This is a genomic window from Photobacterium kagoshimensis, assembly GCF_050337045.1.
Classification (GTDB): domain Bacteria; phylum Pseudomonadota; class Gammaproteobacteria; order Enterobacterales; family Vibrionaceae; genus Photobacterium; species Photobacterium kagoshimensis.
In genome coordinates this window covers 115543-135699 of sequence record NZ_JAKJSO010000010.1, presented here as the reverse complement: position 1 = coordinate 135699, position 20157 = coordinate 115543, and the positions used below count along the sequence as shown (strand labels likewise).

At 43.1% G+C, this 20157-nt stretch carries 17 protein-coding genes; 15 read left to right on the top strand and 2 right to left on the bottom strand.

Going from position 1 to position 20157, the window contains the following annotated elements:
- Positions 1-11 precede the first annotated feature (11 nt).
- The gene (locus tag L4C35_RS06280) at positions 12-314 is read right to left on the bottom strand and encodes a PTS fructose transporter subunit IIB (protein ID WP_428462071.1); all 303 of its coding nucleotides are present in this window, start codon (positions 312-314) and stop codon (positions 12-14) included.
- A gap of 267 nt (positions 315-581) precedes the next feature.
- Between L4C35_RS06280 and L4C35_RS06275 the strand changes: the two genes are divergently transcribed.
- From L4C35_RS06275 to L4C35_RS06240, 8 genes are all read left to right on the top strand, one after another.
- The gene (locus L4C35_RS06275) at positions 582-2438 is read left to right on the top strand and encodes a fructose-specific PTS transporter subunit EIIC (protein WP_428462070.1); all 1857 of its coding nucleotides are present in this window, start codon (positions 582-584) and stop codon (positions 2436-2438) included.
- A gap of 188 nt (positions 2439-2626) precedes the next feature.
- Positions 2627-3142: a GNAT family N-acetyltransferase gene (locus tag L4C35_RS06270; RefSeq protein ID WP_428462069.1), complete on the top strand. Its 516-nt coding sequence runs from the start codon at positions 2627-2629 to the stop codon at positions 3140-3142.
- Between the two features lie 157 nt (positions 3143-3299).
- Positions 3300-3557 (top strand): HP1242/YdcH family protein, encoded by a 258-nt coding sequence (locus tag L4C35_RS06265; RefSeq protein ID WP_428462068.1) that lies wholly within the window; start codon positions 3300-3302, stop codon positions 3555-3557.
- Between the two features lie 302 nt (positions 3558-3859).
- Positions 3860-5839, top strand: a complete 1980-nt coding sequence (locus tag L4C35_RS06260; protein WP_428462067.1) for a HAMP domain-containing methyl-accepting chemotaxis protein — start codon at positions 3860-3862, stop codon at positions 5837-5839.
- A 78-nt stretch (positions 5840-5917) separates the two neighbouring features.
- Positions 5918-7180 (top strand): ABC transporter substrate-binding protein, encoded by a 1263-nt coding sequence (locus L4C35_RS06255; RefSeq protein WP_428462335.1) that lies wholly within the window; start codon positions 5918-5920, stop codon positions 7178-7180.
- Positions 7181-7351: 171 nt separating this feature from the next.
- Positions 7352-8014, top strand: coding sequence for a response regulator transcription factor (locus L4C35_RS06250; RefSeq protein WP_428462066.1), 663 nt, complete (start codon positions 7352-7354; stop codon positions 8012-8014).
- 87 nt (positions 8015-8101) lie between these two features.
- Positions 8102-9505, top strand: coding sequence for an ATP-binding protein (locus L4C35_RS06245; protein ID WP_428462065.1), 1404 nt, complete (start codon positions 8102-8104; stop codon positions 9503-9505).
- A gap of 255 nt (positions 9506-9760) precedes the next feature.
- A complete protein-coding gene (locus tag L4C35_RS06240) occupies positions 9761-11743 on the top strand; it encodes a hypothetical protein (RefSeq protein ID WP_428462064.1) in 1983 nt (660 codons plus the stop codon).
- A gap of 121 nt (positions 11744-11864) precedes the next feature.
- Here the strand turns inward: L4C35_RS06240 and L4C35_RS06235 are convergent, their stop codons facing one another.
- A complete protein-coding gene (locus tag L4C35_RS06235; protein WP_428462063.1) occupies positions 11865-12302 on the bottom strand; it encodes a hypothetical protein in 438 nt (145 codons plus the stop codon).
- 280 nt (positions 12303-12582) lie between these two features.
- Here L4C35_RS06235 and L4C35_RS06230 point away from each other — a divergent pair, with 280 nt between their 5' ends.
- The 7 genes from L4C35_RS06230 to L4C35_RS06200 all read left to right on the top strand — a co-directional run bounded on the left by L4C35_RS06230 (position 12583) and on the right by L4C35_RS06200 (position 19741).
- On the top strand, positions 12583-14676 hold the full coding sequence (locus tag L4C35_RS06230) for a TonB-dependent siderophore receptor (RefSeq protein ID WP_428462062.1): 2094 nt from the start codon (positions 12583-12585) through the stop codon (positions 14674-14676).
- A 166-nt stretch (positions 14677-14842) separates the two neighbouring features.
- Positions 14843-15622 carry a DUF3450 domain-containing protein gene (locus L4C35_RS06225; protein WP_428462061.1) on the top strand — a complete coding sequence of 260 codons (780 nt, stop codon included), beginning with the start codon at positions 14843-14845 and terminating at the stop codon, positions 15620-15622.
- A gap of 1 nt (position 15623) precedes the next feature.
- Positions 15624-16952 carry a MotA/TolQ/ExbB proton channel family protein gene (locus L4C35_RS06220; protein ID WP_428462060.1) on the top strand — a complete coding sequence of 443 codons (1329 nt, stop codon included), beginning with the start codon at positions 15624-15626 and terminating at the stop codon, positions 16950-16952.
- Positions 16952-17506: a MotA/TolQ/ExbB proton channel family protein gene (locus L4C35_RS06215; RefSeq protein ID WP_048898950.1), complete on the top strand. Its 555-nt coding sequence runs from the start codon at positions 16952-16954 to the stop codon at positions 17504-17506. The genes L4C35_RS06220 and L4C35_RS06215 overlap by 1 nt, the downstream gene beginning before the upstream one ends.
- Positions 17506-17910: an ExbD/TolR family protein gene (locus tag L4C35_RS06210; RefSeq protein ID WP_048898951.1), complete on the top strand. Its 405-nt coding sequence runs from the start codon at positions 17506-17508 to the stop codon at positions 17908-17910. Before L4C35_RS06215 ends, L4C35_RS06210 begins: the two co-directional genes overlap by 1 nt.
- Positions 17910-18524, top strand: a complete 615-nt coding sequence (locus L4C35_RS06205) for an energy transducer TonB (RefSeq protein ID WP_371702960.1) — start codon at positions 17910-17912, stop codon at positions 18522-18524. The genes L4C35_RS06210 and L4C35_RS06205 overlap by 1 nt, the downstream gene beginning before the upstream one ends.
- Complete coding sequence (locus L4C35_RS06200; RefSeq protein ID WP_428462059.1) at positions 18521-19741, top strand: hypothetical protein; 1221 nt, start codon at positions 18521-18523, stop codon at positions 19739-19741. The genes L4C35_RS06205 and L4C35_RS06200 overlap by 4 nt, the downstream gene beginning before the upstream one ends.
- The last annotated feature ends 416 nt before the right edge of the window (positions 19742-20157 follow it).

The window sequence follows — 20157 nt, the reverse complement described above, 5'->3', positions numbered from 1 at the left end:
ATATCGAGTGGTTAGTCACGGCAGTGAACGAGGAAGACTTTATCTACGTTGAGCAGGACATCTTCAATAGGAATACGAACGGTATTCATCGCCTCGAAACGCGCCGCATGTTCGACTTCGATGTCAGACACAATCAATACCTTATCTGCTTGAGCGATATCATGTGGAGTTAGCTGATTTTCAATCCCCATTGCGCCTTGCGTCTCAACTTTGATGTGAACATTGTATTTAGGTGCAGCCTTCATGAGTGCATCTGCTGCCATATAAGTATGCGCAATACCTGTTGGGCAGGCTGTGACAGCAACAATTTTCATAAGTGTTCTCACGTCCATTTTTGCGGATATTAGCATAGCAAATGCGGAATACATTATTTTGAAACGATTAAATGAAAGACGTGCATCACAATTTGAATACCATGTTACATTTATCCAGTTAATGCTTCTTTAGTCCTATATAACCCACAGGGGCGGATCGCTAACCTAAGCCGAGCAGAACTCAGCTTGGACGTGCAACAAAGCGTGAAGACAGGCTAAGGTAACCATTATTTTGACTGAGCATATAAGGGTAGTTTAGGGATAACAATGGACATTACAGACCTGATTGAACCAGAGATTATTTGCTTAGAACTTAAGGCGCAAACCAAAGAGGGTGTGCTGCAAGAGCTGGTTAATCTACTTGATTCAGCAGGTAAGCTTGCCGATAAAGATCAATTTTTGGCTGACGTATGGAAGCGGGAAGAGATAGGCAATACCGGTTTTGATGAAGGTATCGCTATTCCTCACGCAAAGAGTGATGCGGTGGCAAAGCCAGCGGTTGCCGTTGGTATTAGCCGTAGTGGTATTGATTACGGTGCAGAAGACGGTGAATTGTCAGATGTCTTTTTCATGCTAGCTTCCCCCGAAGGTAATGACCATCACCATATTGAAGTATTAGCGCAACTTTCTAGTAAGTTGATTGAAGATAGCTTCATTGCCAAGCTCAAAGCCGTTGAGTCAATTGACGCTGCTCGCGAACTCTTAACGGATGTCGAACCCATCCCGCTGCTCCAACCTCCGCGAGTTACTTCTGAACCATTAAGTCCTTTCAAACAGCGTCTCGCACATATAAAAGAACACTTGTTGTTTGGCACCTCTCATATGATTCCTTTTATTGTCGCTGGCGGGGTATTGCTATCACTGTCAGTGATGATATCGGGACATGGTGGTGTGCCTGAAAGTGGGATCTTAGCCGACATTGCGCAGATGGGTATTGCGGGCCTGACGTTATTTACTGCCGTGCTTGGTGGTTACATTGCGTACTCTATTGCGGATAAACCCGGTTTAGCGCCAGGCATGATTGGTTCTTGGGTGGCCGTGAATCAGTACGATACAGGTTTTTTAGGCGCAATCGTTGTTGGTTTCTTTGCTGGCTTTGTCGTACGTCAGCTCAAGAAGATAACTTTGCCAGATAGTATGAGCTCACTGGGCAGTATATTCATTTATCCTTTGGTAGGTACTTTCGCCACTTGCGGTGCTGTGATGTGGATGATCGGGGCACCAATAGCAGGTGCGATGATTACGCTAAATACATGGCTTACTGGCATGGCGGGGTCGGGTAAGATCTTACTTGGTACTATTTTAGGCGGTATGACAGCCTTTGATATGGGGGGGCCTATCAACAAAGTCGCGACCTTATTTGCGCAAACTCAGGTAAACACACAACCTTGGCTCATGGGCGGTGTCGGTATCGCCATTTGTACACCACCTTTGGGGTTAGCACTTGCGACCTTTTTGTCGCCGAAAAAATTTAAGCGTGACGAACGTGAAGCGGGTAAAGCGGCAGGCATCATGGGAATGATAGGGATCAGCGAAGGGGCAATCCCTTTTGCCGCCGCCGATCCTGCGCGTGTTCTACCTGCGATTGTCGCGGGTGGCATTGTGGGTAATATCACGGGTTTTATGTTTCATGTTCTTAATCATGCCCCGTGGGGTGGTTGGATTGTATTGCCTGTTGTCGATGGTAAGTTTGGTTATATTGTAGGTACGTTAGTGGGGGCATTAACCACAGCATTTATTGTTATTGCGTTGAAAAAAAATGTGGTCGAAGACGACAATCATGATTCTCTAGTTAATAACTATACCTCTGTTGAAGGTGAAGGCGAGGCGGATATTCTCGCGGTGACAGCTTGTCCATCGGGTGTTGCACATACTTTTTTAGCGGCCAAATCATTAGAAAAAGCGGCTTACTCCATGGGGGTTAAAATCAAAGTTGAAACGCAAGGCGCAAATGGGGTTAACAATCGGATCACTGACAAAGACATCTCACGCGCGAAGCTGGTGATCTTTGCCCATGATGTGGCGATAAAAGAGCCTGAACGATTTAAGAATATCGCCATTATTGATGTGAGTACTAAAGATGCCATGCTTAACGCCAGTGCTTTGATCCAATCGAAGCGTTAACCCAAATCACAGCCACAGAAGTAAAAAATCAAAACGTAAATGTTGAAATTTCTGTTTGACCTGTCTACAAGTTTACACTTTACAGTACACGCCTTCTTGAGTGTTGGTGACGTCATAAATCATCAACAGTATATTTAATACTTAGGCCATAAAGCGGGCTATATTAGTGATTAGACGAAAGGTTTGTAATGAAAATTAGAGCGCAAGAAACGTCAGACAATAATGCAATAGAAACCCTTACTTATCGCGCATTTGAAGGTCATCCCCACCATGCTCCAGGTGCGAAGCCGACAGAGCATTTAATCATTACCGGACTCCGTAATGACGGGGCTTTAACTCTCTCATTAGTTGCGGAAGATGCATCAGGCATTATTGGGCATATCGCTTTTTCTCCCGTTACAGTGGCTGGTATCACTTCTGCGTGGTTTGGGTTAGGCCCAGTGTCTGTGTGCCCCAATCGACAAGGTGAAGGCATTGGCAGCCAGCTGATAAATATTGGCGTTGAGATGATGAAAACGCGTGGAGCTGAAGGCATTGTTTTGCTTGGTGAACCAGAGTATTACGGTCGTTTTGGTTTTAAAGCTCATTCTAACCTGACACTTGCTGGTGTACCTGCTGAGTATTTTTTGATGAGAACGTTAAGCACCACGGATGTTGAATTACCAACGGGAAATGTGGCTTTTCATTCCGCCTTTGATGGTTAAATTGAATGCAAAGTGCCAGCTTAATACGCTGGTGATAAGGGAGGGTGACGATAGTAAGGTGATAGCCTTAAACTTAGTTAGTTTGCGTGGTAAACCTCATTTCTTTCAATAAATTACTTCTATACTGATGAGTAATCTGACAGAAGAGGGAACGCGAATGCTAAATGAAAACCATGCTTTTATCTTAGATTTTCCTGAACTCAAATTAGATATTGTTCAACTTAATCATGATGACCCAAGCTTTAAGGCAGACCTTCAGCAGTATCATGAATTAGATTACGATATTCGTCAGCTGGAAGTGTCAGGTAGCCCGATTGATGATAACGACATGCACAACTTGAAACTTCAGCGTTTAAAACTGAAAGATCAGTTACATAAGCAGCTTATTCAACATCACGACAACGCAAATTGCTAGCTAAACCTACCGACTCATTAATTCACGGTTATACCTCGTAGCCAATTGGCGTCTATTTCATATAGAACTAGGCGCCAATATCCTCACTGTTTGTCTCTCATACTGTATAGCGTGATCTTCACTCTTGCCGGTTCTGATTATCTTACTCGTTTTGCTTGTTTTTATAAATCTGTGATCTAATTAATAAAATTGATTTTATTGTTTTTAATTTGAACCGTGAAATAAGTATATTGCAGACTGATGGATATTGATTGTTTGATCAGTAAATTCCACGCCATTACACATAATATAAGAAGTGAATTATGTCTCTCTCGATAGTACAAAGGACTATTGCTGGTTTCGCATTGATGTTTATTTTGATCGCCATTGTTGGCGGCATTAGTTATAGCAACACCAATCGTATTCATAGCCGTCTACTTGATGTAACAGAAAACTCGACTCCTATGGTTATTTCGTCTAGTCAGCTTTTGGCTGATCTTCTGGAAAGTCAGCTCATGCTGGTGGAATACAGAACAACGGATGATGTAACAACATTACCAGCAAAAAAGCAGGCGTTTGAGCTTGCCAAAGAGAAATTTGAACAAGCAAAAAAGCATGTAATTTCACAAGCGAATAGCGAGCAAGCACGCGATGCTTTACGTCCCGTATTAATCGCCTCTGATAGTTTTTTCTTATCAGCAGAAACTGTTTTGTCGCAGCACCATCAATTGATTGCTGTAAATGCACAGCGCGCTGAGCTCAATGAAAAATTCTTGCGGTTAGAAGATACTTACCAATGGGCGGCCAATTTATTACTTCAACGTGCAAGCGTAAAACGCTCTATGCATAACCGTGCTGAGTTGATCACCAGTGGCATTGGTCGCGACTTGAAAAATTTACGTCGCGCAAACGCAGATACGGATTTAGTCGCGTTAGGAAAAGTATTTGCAAAAGATATCGAAATTGCGAATCAGCGATTAGCCCGTATTAATGTTGAGTCAGATGTAAAAGCACGATACAGCCGTAACTTGAAAAAAGTTCACGACCTGACATTAGGCAGTAATGGTTTACTGGCAATAATGGCGGAGCAGCAAAGGCTACAGCAGGGTATTTTGGTTCAAAATCAGCAAGCGCTCGCACATGTTGTGACGACCCAAAATGCACTCGAAGATTATGTGGATTACGCGCGTCAATTCGCCATCCTCAGTCGTCAAGCTGCCGATGAGGCAGTTTCAAATGCTGTATTGATGGTTGTGTTAGCTGGCTGTATTTCAGCTGCAGTTGCTTTGATCGTGGCAATATCAACTGCGAAAAGTATCCATACGCCGTTAAAATCGATTAATGCAGTGTTAAGGAAAATGACTGCTGGCGATATGACCCAACGAACGAACTATCAATCTTCTTGCGAATTTGGCGCATTATCGCAATCTATCGACCAACTTTCTCAAAGCATGGCGGATATTTTAAAGCAGATTAACCAAGGTTCAGCCCGTTTGGTGGACGAAGCCAACAAAACCGCCACTATTAGCGAGCAGGCGATGGGGCGTGTTGAAGATCAAAAAGCACGAACCGATCAAGTTGCCGCCGCGATTTCAGAATTAGAGGTCAGTGCAAAAGAAATTTCACGTTCTTCAGATCTAACCGTTGTTGAAGTTAACGAAGCCAATTCAGCAACACTGGCGGGGCGTAATCAAGTGGCTCAAAACCGTTTGATCACTGAGCGCCTTGCCAACGACATCACTGAAGCAGCGGGTATCACACGTAATTTAGAGGGGTTCAGCAATAATATTGGTAGCATTTTAGATGTGATCCGAGGTATTGCAGAACAAACTAATTTACTGGCGCTCAACGCTGCCATTGAAGCGGCACGCGCGGGTGAACAAGGACGTGGCTTTGCAGTTGTTGCCGATGAAGTTCGTGCATTAGCGAATCGTACTCAGCAATCGACTGAGGAAATTCAACATATGATCCAAAACTTACAACAAAGTGCGGCTGAAGTTGTTTCTGTTATGGCACGTAGTCAGCAGCAGACCGATGAGTGCGTTGAACAAAGTCGATTAACGGATCAGACATTGCAAAGTATTGCTGAACGTATGATGCAAATTAATGAGATGGCAGAGCAGGTAGCACTTGCGACAGAAGAGCAGATCTCGGTAAGCCAACAAGTTGCTGAACACATCAATGGCATTGCGCATGTTGCTTACAACGCTGAAGCTGAGGCGCGAGAATCTGCCGATAGTAGTGAAGCGCTGTCAATGCTGGCATCGCAACAGCAAACTTTGATTGAACGCTTTAAGGTATAGAAGAAGATGAATATTCGTAATAAGCAAACTGTTCGTCGTTCACCGCGTACCATGACTGCTTGGTGCCTTACCTTAGGTATGGTGACATTCGCGGCATGTAATACATCTGTTGCTGTGGCCGCCAATACTTCTATTCAAGGCAGTGTTGTGATTGACTCTTGGCGTAATGATGATGCAGTGTGGGCAAACACCATTATCCCGGCATTTAACAAGCATTACCCAAATATTAAGGTAAAGTACCGCGCGCCAACGGATCCTTCTACTTTCAATGGCCAACTTGCCAAGGATTTGGCAGAGGGTACGGCAGGGGACTTAATCGCATGCCGCCCATTTGACGCCTCTTTGTCGTTATTCAAACAAGGGTATTTTAGCGATATTACTGAAATTGCAGGGATGGAGAATTTCCCAAGTTTTGCATTAGGCCCATGGCAGACAGATTCAGGTGCACAAACCTTTTGCTTGCCTATGGCATCGGTGATTCATGGCTTTTTCTATAACAAAACCGTATTTAAAGAACTAGGTATTAATGCGCCAACAACAACTGCACAGTTTGCTCGAGTGCTTGAGCGCGTAAAACAAAATGGTAACTACGTCCCTTTAGCTATCGGCACTAAAGACAAATGGGAAGCAGCCACCATGGGCTTCCAAAACGTGGGTCCAAACTATTGGAAAGGGGAAGATGGACGTTTAGCACTCATTAGTGGCACGGAGCGTTTCTCGGATAAAGCTTATCAACAAACGTTCGAGCAATTAGCATCGTGGCAACCTTATTTAGGTCAAGGTTATCAACAACGTGGCTATAACGACTCAATTGCACTATTCAAATCGGGCAAAGCCGCTATTTTCCCTGCCGGGTCCTGGGATATTTCAACCTTTGATAGCAGTATCGAGCTGGGTGTTTTCCGTCCGCCAGTAGAGCAAGCGAAAGGGGAATGCTATTTCAGTGATCATACCGATTTGGGGATGGGACTTAATAGTAAAGCGAAGAATGATCCTGCAGCAAATGCTTTCTTACATTGGATGACGACTGCAGAATTCGCTGAGTTAATAACCAATTCGCTGCCCGGTTTTTTCTCATTATCTAATCATTTTATCGATGTGAAAAACCCTATCGCTGCAGAGATGATGGCGTGGCGTGATGAGTGTGATTCCACAATTCGAAATTCAGCACAAATTTTATCGCGTGGCAAACCAGAACTTGAAGGTCAATTGTGGCAAACCAGCGTTGGGGTGCTCAATGGTACTCTGACCCCAAAACAAGCAGCGCAGACAATTCAGCAAGGTTTAGTCTCGTGGTATGAACCACAGAAAAATGCAAAGTCAGCCCTTGTGTGTCAGTAAGTATTTTCTGTATTTAAAGTAACCAAGAGGCATTTTTGTTGCTAAGCAAAAGTGCCTCTTTTGTTATATATATGCCGAAATCGTATCGAAATGGAAAAATTGACACTAATCATTGCAGCACGTCGAAAGGTTAATTAAAATACGAATAGTTTTTATTAAGGTGTAATTAACGTGTCTCGTGTTTTAGTCATTGATGATGATGTGCAGCTATGCGAATTGTTAGCGGATGTGTTGGTGGGTGAAGGCTATGATGTTGAATGTCGGCATTGTGGTGAAACTGCGCTGACATATATGCAAGACTATCCCGTTGATCTTGTATTACTCGACGTCATGTTACCTAACATTGATGGTATGCAAGTTGCGCGACGTATTTGTCAACGCTTTGCAACACCGATTCTAATGTTAACGGCACTCGCAGATGAGACATCCATGATGGATGGATTGCAAGCTGGGGCAGATCACTACATGCCTAAACCATTTCGTGTTCCTGAGTTACTTGCACGAATGACGGCGATCCTACGACGTGTTGGATTAGAACGACAACGCCAGTCTCAGCATTGCAGCGAACAAAACTTATCGCAGCAAATTGCGCGTTTACCCCTAACAGGCACAGAGTCTGAATTACTGGAATATTTGATTAAGCACCATGAAGTGGTGGTATCAAAAGCTGAGCTTCAAAAGGAAGTCTTAAAGAAAGACCTGAGTCCATTTGACCGTAACCTTGATATGCACATCAGCAATATTCGCCGTAAAATGGTGCAATCTGGCTTATCCAAGCAACATATTAAAACCATACGTGGTAAGGGTTACAGCTTTTTAGCCATGGCGTCGTAAATTGTGGTAATACATCTATAACCTTGTGTTTATTTATATTAGATTTACTAGGCTGCGCAGCGCGTAGCCTTTTTGCGTTGAGGAACCATGCAAAGTATTCAACTCGCTCGACTCTCCCCAAGAACCTTGTTCAGACTTAACAGCCAAGGCTCGCTAGCTTATAAACTATTTTCATATTTTGCAGTTATTTTGCTTTTAATCTTAGGTCTGCAAAACATCGCAGAACATGCTTTGATCAAAACGATCCTGCATGTGCCAAGTCGTGTTCAAAGCGAAATGCTAGCACTTTCACTTCAGGCTGAAGTGATGATTGCGGAAGGCGATATGGATGAGTTAGCTGATTGGGAGAGAGGGCAGGACTATTATTTGTTTGTTCTCGATAGACAGCAAAACGTGCTCAGTGGCCGTGAAATGCATCCACACTTTAAGTTTAAACTGAACTTTATTCGTAGCCTAGATAGCATTTTAGATGACAGGGTCAATCAGCCTATTATTGCAGTTCCTTTAAGCAAGGGAAATCAGCTTGTTATTCAATTTCCACATGAAAAACATCCAGCACATACATTTCGATACTATTTCGCACTCAGTCAAATCGTTATAGCGGTTCTCATTTTAACTGTCTTTTCTGGGCTGTTGGCTCGTTATTTACAGCGACCTCTTACTCAGCTACAAGAAGCGAGTCGTCGCTTATCAGAGGGTGATTTTTCTGTTCGGGTTGCAAATGAAGTTGGTGAAAGTGTGAAGGAGTTTAGTGAACTGGCGAAAGACTTTGATCATATGACGCATCGTATCCATGAGCTAGCGGAAAAGCAAAAACGCTTGATCCGTGATGTGTCCCACGAGCTCAAGACACCGTTAGCGCGCCATGGTCTGGCTTTGCATCTACTTCGTCGTCATTTATCCGACGACCAACAAGTGATGGCCGACCGACTAGAGAGAGAGTCTGATGAAATGAATGATCTTGTAAGTGAAATTCTAGAATTCAGTCGGTTAGAGAATGCGAGTTACGATCCTCAACTTGTCCCTGTTCAGCTAGAAGCATTATGTTCGTTACATGTAATGGAAGCGCAGTTCAGCAAATTGGCGGGGCAAACGATTAGTAGTCAGGTCAGTAAAACGTTGCCACTTGTAATGGCAGATAATCGCCTGGCTTCACGGGCTATAAAAAATCTAGTGGGTAACGCCATCAAATATGCAGGGCAAGATGCCATCATTCATGTTTCTGCTCACGAAGTGGGTAATGTTGTAAAGCTTGAGGTAACGGATAATGGCCGAGGGATCCCTCCACTGCATCTAAAACGCATTTTTGATCCGTTCGCGCGGATAGAAGATGCTCGAGATAAGCTGTCGGGTGGGACGGGTTTAGGGCTCGCGATAGTTAAAGAGTCTATGGCTGTAATGGGAGGGGGGGTAACCGCAGAAAATGGCCAAAACGGTGGGTTACGCATAACGCTACAATTCCCAGTATCACAACCAGATAACCATAGATAAGCCGTATTTATATTCTTATATTGAATCGAATGCCGTGATGAAAATTAGCGAAATGCACCAATATGCAGAGTTGTATAATTGCCGTGAATCTATGGTTTTCGAGGTATTGATAAATGAAATCCACAGCGTAAAATAGCTATCACTGAGCTTACCGCTACTCATCGTTGCTGGTAGATAAATAATTGTTTCTTAATAGAAGGGCGTTAATTCGCCCTTTGTGCTGTTAGGAATATAGAAATAGAAAGAAATTATTATATGCATAGATATGTTTATATTTTGTTGCTGACTGTATTTATTACGGCATGTGGCAGTGGTGATGGTAATTCAGAGCAGCAAAAAGTATCTAAGCCTCCGAAAGCGACCAATGTTGCACTGAGTGGTATTGAGCAAGGCGATCAGATTCAATCGGGTCAAGAAGCGATTGGTCAGTACAAGTTTAACTCTACGAGTGTTCCACCAGGGCTTGATGCCTCGATTGGCTACTGGGAAACTGAAGCCGGAATGAGTATCCACCGTGGATTTAAATACCGAATTCCTAAAGACAATAGCCTTGCTGGTACTCGAATTCGCTTTTGTGTTATTCCCTTCAACCGAACGGATAGAAAAGCAGGGGAAAAGGTATGCTCAAAGTATGTATTAATATCACCTGTATATTTTGATGAGACAAACCATGTAGTAAGGATTTTATCAAATGCTTATTCCCCTGAAATTGTTGGCTCTGAATTATTAACTTTTGTTGTTGATAAAGATGGTGAAGCGCCAAATGAAGAGTTTACCTATCGTTGGTTGCGTGACGGCCAAATTATCCCTAATGAAAATCAAGCTTCTTATTGGCTGACAGTGGATGATGAAGGTAAGCATATTTCTGTTTGTATTATAGATTCAATAACGAATATATTAATATCATGTTCAGAAGAGACAAATATGATACAAGGCGCAGCAGGGTCTGAGCCGGTTGCGATAATCGATCCGTTACTAGAGCAGATTGAATTAGGGAAAAATGTATTTTTAAATTATGAGTTTCTCGACTTTGATAATGATAAAGAAGATCTCGATAGTACGTCATTTTCATGGTTTTTAGATGGTCAGCCTGTAGCGAAAACACAGTCCTTATATATTGAGACCGCAATGGCCAATAAACAGTTGAAAGGTTGTGTTACCCCTTATTCATTAACGGGGTGGCCTAAAGCAGGAAACGTGACGTGTACAGAAGAAGTGATGGTTAAACCGTTACCGAATGATACCCCTCACGCGCTTAATGTTGTTATATCGGGTCACCGTTTTGAAGGCAATACTCTAATGGGTGCTTACCGATACTTTGAAAGTAACAATAATCCAGAAACTCAAAGTGAATATTCATGGACCATTGTTAATAATGATCAAGAAAAACAGGTAAGTAACGAGCAGAGCTACAGATTACAGGATAGTGATCTAGGAAAGGGTAATAAAGTTCGTTTTTGTGTGACACCAATAAACAGCCATACTCGAGGGCATGCTAGTTGTAGGACTGAGCATATAGCGTGGTTAGATGCTGAAGGGGAGTTCAAAGAAGGTGGTGAAATAACGGCAACTCTTACCGGTTACCCTGAATTTCGTCAGTCATATTGGCTATCAACCAATAAAAGTGCCGTATTTCCGCTTGCTATAAGTACAGAGCCGAATACTATTTCTCGATTTGTAATCGCCCCAACGCTGCCTAGCTTTATTAACTTAAGAGCGATACGTTTATGTGTCTCTTTTGATGATGAAATATTGAACAGTGATGACGTATGTCGTGAGTTACCAGTAAACAATAAACTAACCCGATCTATAACAGTGAAAGGCGAAAGTGGTTATCACGCTACAATGAATATCAATAAATCAGTTAACATAGATCGTGTATATCATCTTCATCGTCCTGAAACTTGGGCGGAATTTAGAACCTTGCCTGTAGAAATGAAAGAGAAATTTCGCAGTGCAGAAGCGTCACCTTTAGCGAATAGTGACTTAATTGGCTTGAAAATGACCCCTCAAGATGCGGATAAATATTGTCGATTGAAATTTGGTGAACCCGGTATTGCTAGCGCGTATATCTACGAGCGTTATGGAAAGGATGATAGCTATAACTGGCCCGAAGAGCTTGTCGCACAAGAATTTGTAACTAAAGAGTTGAATGATTTCTTTGTAGTCAGAGACGGAAATTTAGTGGCGGCAGACAGCAATAAGAAATACGCGTTTACTTGTTTATCTATGTATTAATAATGATTTTCAACTGAGTTAGCTAGGTATAAATAAAGCAAGCAAGTGTATTTGTTACTTAAATAAAAACGGCCCATTAGGGCCGTTTCTAATTTATTTCAATTTGCTTGCGACGATTTAATTATTTATCTGCAATAATCACATTTTTGTAATGCTTTGCGCGTGCACGAAGGTAATCGACATCAGGCGGGAAATCTTTATTGGATTTAGCATGGCGCATAACATCAAATACTTTAAATTCAGTCAGAATGGCATAGCGGTAAGGTTTAAAGTCGCCTTTGATTTGTAGTGTAGGATCAAAGTACTCATCACCTCGCTTAATAATCGCGTGATCAACAACCTCACCTTCATTTTCGCAGCGGTAACCTAATACGTAACGATCGCCTTTCGTGAAGATTACATTCATATAGCTGTTATAAAAACTTTCGTCTTCTGTAGTCGTACAGCTTTCTAGTAGTTCTTCATCCATCGCGTTTACAGTTACAAAACGCATATTTTCAGGCTTTAGGTTTAAAGCTGCTAGCTCTTTATGAGCAGCTTCGAGAGTCAGTTGGGTCACTTTTTATACCGAATTATCAATAGAATCCCCTACATTATACATCTAAATACAGCAAGTTCACCTCAAAGAATACGCATGCGTTACAAGTATAAAAATGCCAGTAAGACGTATTGTCAGTTTACAAAACCTTACGAATGCAAAGAATGTAAATTTAACTGCAAATAATAATGGTTATCACTAATATTTCGCTAAATTTTGCAGTGGCCGCAAGGCAACAATGAGTTCTAGACCCTATAAAACAAAAATAACTCATTTACACATTTATTGGAGATAACGGATTATGTTTTCGAAAAGTCAGCTGGCTTTACTTATTGGTGCTGTTCTAACAGTGCCTACCGCTTATGCAGAAACAACACAAGTCGATGAGCACATGGTTGTTACTGGTCGTGACCACGGCTACAAAGCAGATACCAATACGACCGCAATGAAAATTGAGGCAACTCAGCTTGAAACCGCAGGGCAAGTTACCATTATTGATGAGCAAATCATTGATGAACAGCGTGCCAGTACGCTAGGTGAAGTCCTTAAAAACGATGCGAGTGTTAGTGCAGGTGGCGATAGTCGTAACCGTGAGCGTTTTTCTCTGCGTGGCTTTGAAGTTGGTAGCTCATCGGGCTTCTTACGTGATGGCAAGCAGCATTGGTCTCATTACCGCCAACCTGTAGAATTACTTGAGCGCGTAGAAGTATTAAAAGGCCCTGCAGGTTTGCTTTACGGTAAATCAGCACCAGGTGGCCTGATTAACATGGTTTCGAAGAAGCCGACATATGAAACGCAAGTAAACTTGAGTCAAGATATTGGCTCGAATAATGACTCTCGCACCGTACTTGATGTGAGTGGGGCGTTAAACGAAGACGAAACGCTACGTGCACGTACTGTTCTTTCTAAGCAGACGAAAGAATCTTGGCGTTCATACAGTGATGGCTCTACACATTCGACCGAGCGTGTCGTTGGTGGTGTGTTTGTTGACTATGACGTTAACAACGATATTACTGTTTCTGTGCATGCTGATAAGACAAAAGATCACGGTAACGTTGATTCAGGTGCTTATGTTGTTGACGGTAAAGTTATTGGCGGCGATGAGCGTATTTGGGATGCGCAATGGTCGAAAATTGAAAATGACGTAGAAAACTATGGCTTTGATGTAAATGCACAGCTTTCTACAAACTGGGCGTTAAAAACGGGCTATAACTACCAAGATTTTAAACGTAACGATGTAGAAAGTTTCCCCGATTTCTCCAAGTACGCGACTAACGGCACTATTGGCCATGGTGGTAGCGATCGTAAAGATCACTGGGTATTCCAAACAGCTTACGTAGACTTCACTGGTGAAGCGAATGTACTGGGTATGGATCACCAGCTACTTCTTGGTGCTAACTGGCTAGGTTACGACTATAAGCGTAATCAAGCTAGTTTCACGAAAGTATATGTTGAGCCGGGTAATCCAGTACCAACGCCAGAAATCAATACGAGTAAGAAAGTTAAGAAATCACATTCACATACTGATTCTTACGGTATCTACGTTCAAGATATGGTAACTATTACCGATCAGTGGAAAGCATTAGCTGGTGTTCGTTTTGACGAACAACGTGGTAACGGCATTAAAGAAACAGCGGTTTCTCCTAAAGCGGCAATTATTTATCAGCCAGTTGAGAATGGTTCAATTTATGTGAACTACTCTGAAAGCTTTGAGCCAAAAGGTCAGGTTTCTAATTCAAGCAAGCGTCAATATGTTAACGATGGTGAGCAACTCAAGCCTGTTAAAGGTAAGCAGTACGAGCTAGGTACTAAGTGGGAACTACTTGATAATAGCTTGTTCGTGAGCGGTGCTGTATTTGATATCACGGAAGTAAACTCACCGTTAGATGTGCAATTAAGCAGTGATAAATGGAAAAAAACACAAGACGGCGAACGAGTTCACCGTGGTGCAGAGTTAGCAGCGCAAGGTTATGTAACTGAAGACTTCTCTGTAAGCGCAAGTGCTATGTACTTAGATGCTGAGTATACGAAACATGAAACTTACCAAGGTAACCGTCCTGTAGATGTTCCTGAGTTTTCTGCAAGTGTTTGGTCACGTTATAGCTTCGTAACAGGCACTGATATGAACTTAGGTGTGATTTACGTTGGTGAGCGTTTTGGTGATGCGGCAAATACTTTCCAAAAAGACAGCTACACACGCGTAGATCTAGGTGTGGCACACACTTACAAATATGATGAGAAGTTAGACATTGTTGCTCGTCTAAATGTTGAAAACTTATTTGATACTGATTACCTAGCGGGTGGCGGTTCAACAAGTAATAGTTACGCTGGTGCGACAAATGTGGTTATCGGTGAAGGCCGTAACTTCATGGCTTCAATTCAATTCCGTTACTAATTGAATATGAGGGGGGAGAGCAAATGCTTTCCCCTTTACTTGTTTAAATGAGATTTGTTTTCAATTAGAATCGATGTGATTTATAAGCCCGACTTGGTTCGGGATTCTTTATTTTTAGTTTTTATTATTTTTTCTATTACGTCATTTTATGTTTAAGAGTAAGAAAATGAAGGGATTTAAGCCTTCGCTAGTATGTCTAGCGCTGAGTATTGCCATGGGTGCACAAGCCAATAGCTTGGATAGCGCTCGTGCTGTCGAAAATCAGATCAATAAAGCTTCTGCTGTAAGTCAGACCAAAATTGATAAAAGTGCAGAAGCAGCTTTGACGATGCAGGCTGAAATTGAACAGCTTCAGGAAGAAGTGAAAAACCTGACGGTTTACCGTGATCATATGGCACGCTTAGTGGCGAACCAAGAGCAAGAAAGTGCCAGTTTAACCGACCAAATTCAGGGTATTAAAGAAACGCGTCAAGGTGTGGTTCCTTTAATGTACAAAATGATCGATGGGCTAAAAGTTATTATAGCTCAAGACAAACCGATCAAGCGTGATCAGCGCATAGCACGTATTGCCAAGCTTGAGTTGATGATGTCACAAGCCGATATTAGCGATGCTGAAAAGTATCGTCGCATTTTGGAAAGCTACCAAATTGAAATGGATTACGGCACTAAGCTGGGTGTGTACCAAGGTGAACTTGCACTTACCTCAAACGACACGATTGAAGCTGAACTGCTTTATCTGGGGCGTATCTCGCTAGTGGCTCGTAGTTTAGACGGTAAACGCTACTGGACGTGGAACGATCAAGATGCAGGGTGGCAAGCCCTTGATTCACAGTTTGCGTCGGGTGTAGATAAAGCCTTTGCGATTGCCAATAAACAAGTCGCCCCAAGCCTGATTAACCTGCCAGTGTCTTTGAGTGCAGCATCACACAACGTGGAGACAAAGTAACATGAAAATCAAAGCGTTAGTTGCAGCACTTTGCCTATTTAGCTTACCGCTTACGGCAACAGCGAATACCGAGTTATTACAAAGCACGCAACAAGAACAAAAAGTACAACGTTCACATGACCAAGCGCGAGAGTCTGGATTTAAGCGCACAGAACAAAGCATCAAGGCACAGCGAAACGCCCTGATTGCACAGCGTGATCAGCTGCAAAAGGAAACTGAACAGCTGAGCGATACCTTTAGTGATAATGAAAATAAACTTGCCATTCTTGAAGAACAATTACGTTTAGAAACAGGCAGTTTAGGTGAGTTATTTGGTGTGGTTCGTCAAACCGCAAAAGACTTGAAAGGTGAGTTAGAGGCTTCTGTTACCGCCGCTGATCGTCACCAATATAATCAAGTGATCAGCGACATTGTTGATGCGAAAGCTTTGCCATCATTACCTCAGTTAACAGGTTTGTGGCTAAGTATAGAAGAGCAGATTAAAGCAAGTGGTGAACTTGCTGATGTCAACGTGCCATACATTAACGGGGAAGGGCACAAATCAAGTGTTCATGCGTACCGTTTGGGTAGCCTAGGGATGATTGCCGATCACGGTTACATCGATTGGGATGGCGCTAAAAACACCGCAAAACCCTACCTAAAGCAGCCAGATAATGGGCCTGTATTGGCTGATTTTACTCAAGCAAATCAAGTGCAGTCGGTTGTGGTTGATCCATCACGCGGCATGATGCTGGCGCAGCTTGCCAATGAACCTGATTTGAAAGATCGTCTCGCACACGGTGGTGTCGTCGGTAAGATTATTTTGGGCTTATTAGCGATTGGTGCTGTGATTGCTCTGTTCCGTGGCGGTAAATTGATGATGACTCGTCAACAGATCCGGGCGCAGTTGAAAAATCCAGAACAACCGGGCAATAACCCACTTGGTCGTGTCTTGTCTGTTTACGATAAAGAGCAAAATCGAAGTGTTGAAGCGCTTGAATTACGCTTACTTGAGACCATCGTTGATGAGCAGCAAAGCCTAGAGAAAGGCTTATCCATGCTGAAACTATTAGCGGCATTAGCACCTATGCTTGGCTTGTTGGGGACAGTAACCGGCATGATCGAAACCTTCCAAGTGATTACTCAGTTTGGCAACGGTGACCCGAAAGTGATGGCTGGTGGTATTTCAACGGCCTTGGTAACAACGGTTCTGGGTTTGATCTCTGCAATGCCACTATTGTTAGCGCATAACGTGTTAAGCACACAAGCTGAGAACATCCGTAATATCTTGGAAAAACAAGGCATCAGCCTCGTTGCTGAACAAGCCGAGAAAGTAGGAAAAGCAGCCTAATGGGATTCAGTCTTTCAGAAGCCTTGCATTCAACGGTTTTCGAAGCCTGGTGGTTGTCACTATCACATTTCATGGACCAAGGCGGCCTTATTTTATGGTGGTTGGCCGCCGTGGTTGTTCTGTGCTGGTTGTTGGTGATTGAACGCGTCTTGTATTTATTTGTGACGTATCCTGCTCAGAAAAAGCAGTGGTTAGCGCAATGGCATCAACGCGACGATCAAACATCTTGGTATGCGCATGCTATCCGTGATGGTTGGCTAAGCGAAGCGCGTATTGCCCTTAACCAGAATCTAAATTTGATAAAAGTGTTAGTGGCTATCTGCCCTATGTTGGGCTTACTTGGCACCGTAACAGGTATGATCTCGGTATTTGATGTGATGGCAACGCAAGGCAGTAGCCAGCCACGGTTAATGGCATCAGGTATTTCTTTAGCGACCTTACCGACGATGGCGGGCATGGTCGCTGCGTTAGCGGGCATGTTTGTTCACGCACGTTTAGCCAAAGCGTGCTTATGGCGTGAGCAAAAATTAGAAAAATTATTAAGGAGCCGATGATGAGACTTAGTCGTCCATCTTCCGCACGTGAAGAAGCGCAAATCGATATGACTTCGATGCTGGATATTGTATTCATCATGTTGATTTTCTTTATTGTGACGAGTTCTTTTGTGCGCGAATCAGGTGTTGAAGTGAATCGCCCACAAGCGAGTAATGTTGTGAGCAAAAAAGATGCAGGTATCTTCGTTGCGATTACTTCAGCCAACGATATTTATATTGATAAGCGTGTTATTGATGTAGAGCGTGTGCAAGCAACGTTAGAACATTTGTTGCTTGAACAACCGGAAGCCTCATTAGTGATTCAAGCTGATGAACACGCTTATAACGGCACCGTCGTTAAAGTGATGGATGCGGCAAAAGGTGCGGGCGTTAAGAGCATTGCATTGGCTGCGGAGAAGAGCTAATGCGTCGATTATTGATCGCTTTGCCTCTAGCGATTGTGGTGACTTTTGGTTTATTTACTTTTATGGCATGGATGGTCGATAACGGCCACCGTGGTAAACCAGAGTCAGATGAAGTATTGGCGTTTGATATGGTGATGGTAGAGCAAGAACGTGATGCGCAGCGTCGTCAACGTGCCGTACCAGAAAAGCCTGATACTCCCGAACCACCGCCAGAAGCAAAACCTATGGCGAAAGCACAAGCTGTTGCGACCTCTATGCCGAATACACCGACCTTAGCGTTAGATGTAGCCGCGACAGGTGTAGCGATTAGTATGCCTGAATTTTCGGATTTTGGTGCTAATCAACAAGCGATGCCGCTCTATCGGGTTGAGCCTCGTTATCCTGCTCGCGCCTTGAAGCAAGGTGCAGAGGGGTTTGTGGTGATGTCGTTCACCATAGATCCACAGGGTAGGCCAACGGATGTCGCTATATTAGATGCAAAACCACGTCGCTTATTTGAAAAAGAAGCGATTCGAGCACTGCGTAAATGGAAGTACCAGCCTAAAGTTGTTGATGGTAAGGCGATTGCGCAAGTTGGACAAACGGTAAGACTGGAGTTCAAATTAAGCAAATGATCAAGACATTCACCAAAACCCTAGTGCTACCTTTAGGGGTCGCACTTGGCCTTGCTTTAAGTAGCAATATCGCCGTCGCAGGTGAACAACTGTCGCAATACACAGCGGGCAAAGTTCAGCGTGCGCATCAATTGCAGCAGGACGAAAAAACGGCAGAAGCGATTGAGTTATTAGCGGCTTTAACACCGTCAAAAGCTTACGATAAAGCTTTTGTTCAGCGCATGCTTGGGGTGTTTTATTGGCAGCAGGGGAATACTAAGCTCGCCATTAGTAATTTAAAAAAGGCTGTCGCCAGTGGTTTATTACAAGATGAACAAGCATGGATCACCCAACGTATGCTGGCGGATATCTTGTTATCGAATGAAGAGTTTAAACAGGCGCTACCGCATTACTACGCGTTAACCAAGTCTATCCCTGAGAATCAAAAAGCCGATGAACTGTGGCTACGTATCGCGCAGTCTCACTATCAGCTTGAAGATTGGAAGCCGGTATTATCTGCGATTAAGCGCTATGAAAGCCTACATCGTAAAGATGAAGTTCAGCCGTTAACAATCAAGTTGGGGGCACAGCTCCAGTTGCAACAATGGAAGCCATCATTACCAACTTTACAGCGCTTGATTATCTTAGAGCCGAATAAGTTGGTTTGGTGGCAACAAACGGCAGGGATTCAATTACGTCTGAGCCGTTCGAAAGATGCATTAGCTACTTTAGCGTTGGCTAAACGTCAAGGTGTCGAGCTGAGTCAGCAAGATCTTCGTACTTTAGCGCAGCTTTATGCTCAGCAAGGTATTCCTGAACGAGCAGCTAAGTTATTAGCTGAACTCGATAATGCAACGACAGATGCTCAGCTGTTAGCCGATCAAGCCTCTTATTGGCAAATGGCCAAAGAGTGGGATCAATCTATTCGCTATTGGCGTTTAGCGGCGGCCAAAAACAATAAGCACCGTTGGGCGCTGGCACAGCTGCTATTGCAAGAAGGTAAGCATAAAACGGCATTGAAAGAGCTTGATAAAGTGTCAGGACGAAAATCAGATGTCGAGTTAGCACGGGTACGTGCTTACTACAAACTGGAGTCGTTTGAACAAGCGCTTATTCATGCTAAACGTGCCAACAATATTAAAGCGAGCCCTGCGTCAAAAAGCTGGATTAAGTATTTAACGCAGATGCGTAAAATGCAGCAATCACAAGTGAATGAGCCGCAACTAACAGCAATTTAATCGCAAGCGTCTTTTCTGTCCTGTACCTATGTAATAAAAGTACAGTTAATATTATTTCTGTTTGCACAAGTTATGAAGCTCCCTCGGTACTTATCGGGGGAGCTTCACGTTTATTTGAGATAAAATGTAACGCAGGTGGAGAAATCAGACCTAAATCATAATTGAGAACTTTATTATTAATGCTAAAGCAGAGAGTAAGCTTCTTAGGTGTTTTTACTTAATATTAAGTCGATAATTGTTATTATTATGTGTTTTAAATGATCTGTCTTTGTTTTGTTTTTCTGTTTTTGGTTTGTTTAAATTACGTCAGACTTTCACTTTAACACTGTGTTAACGCTACGGTAGCTGCGCCATTACCTTAATGTGCCCCCGTCACACATTGTAAGTCTCTTCCAGTTTGTCCTTGCCTAATCCCC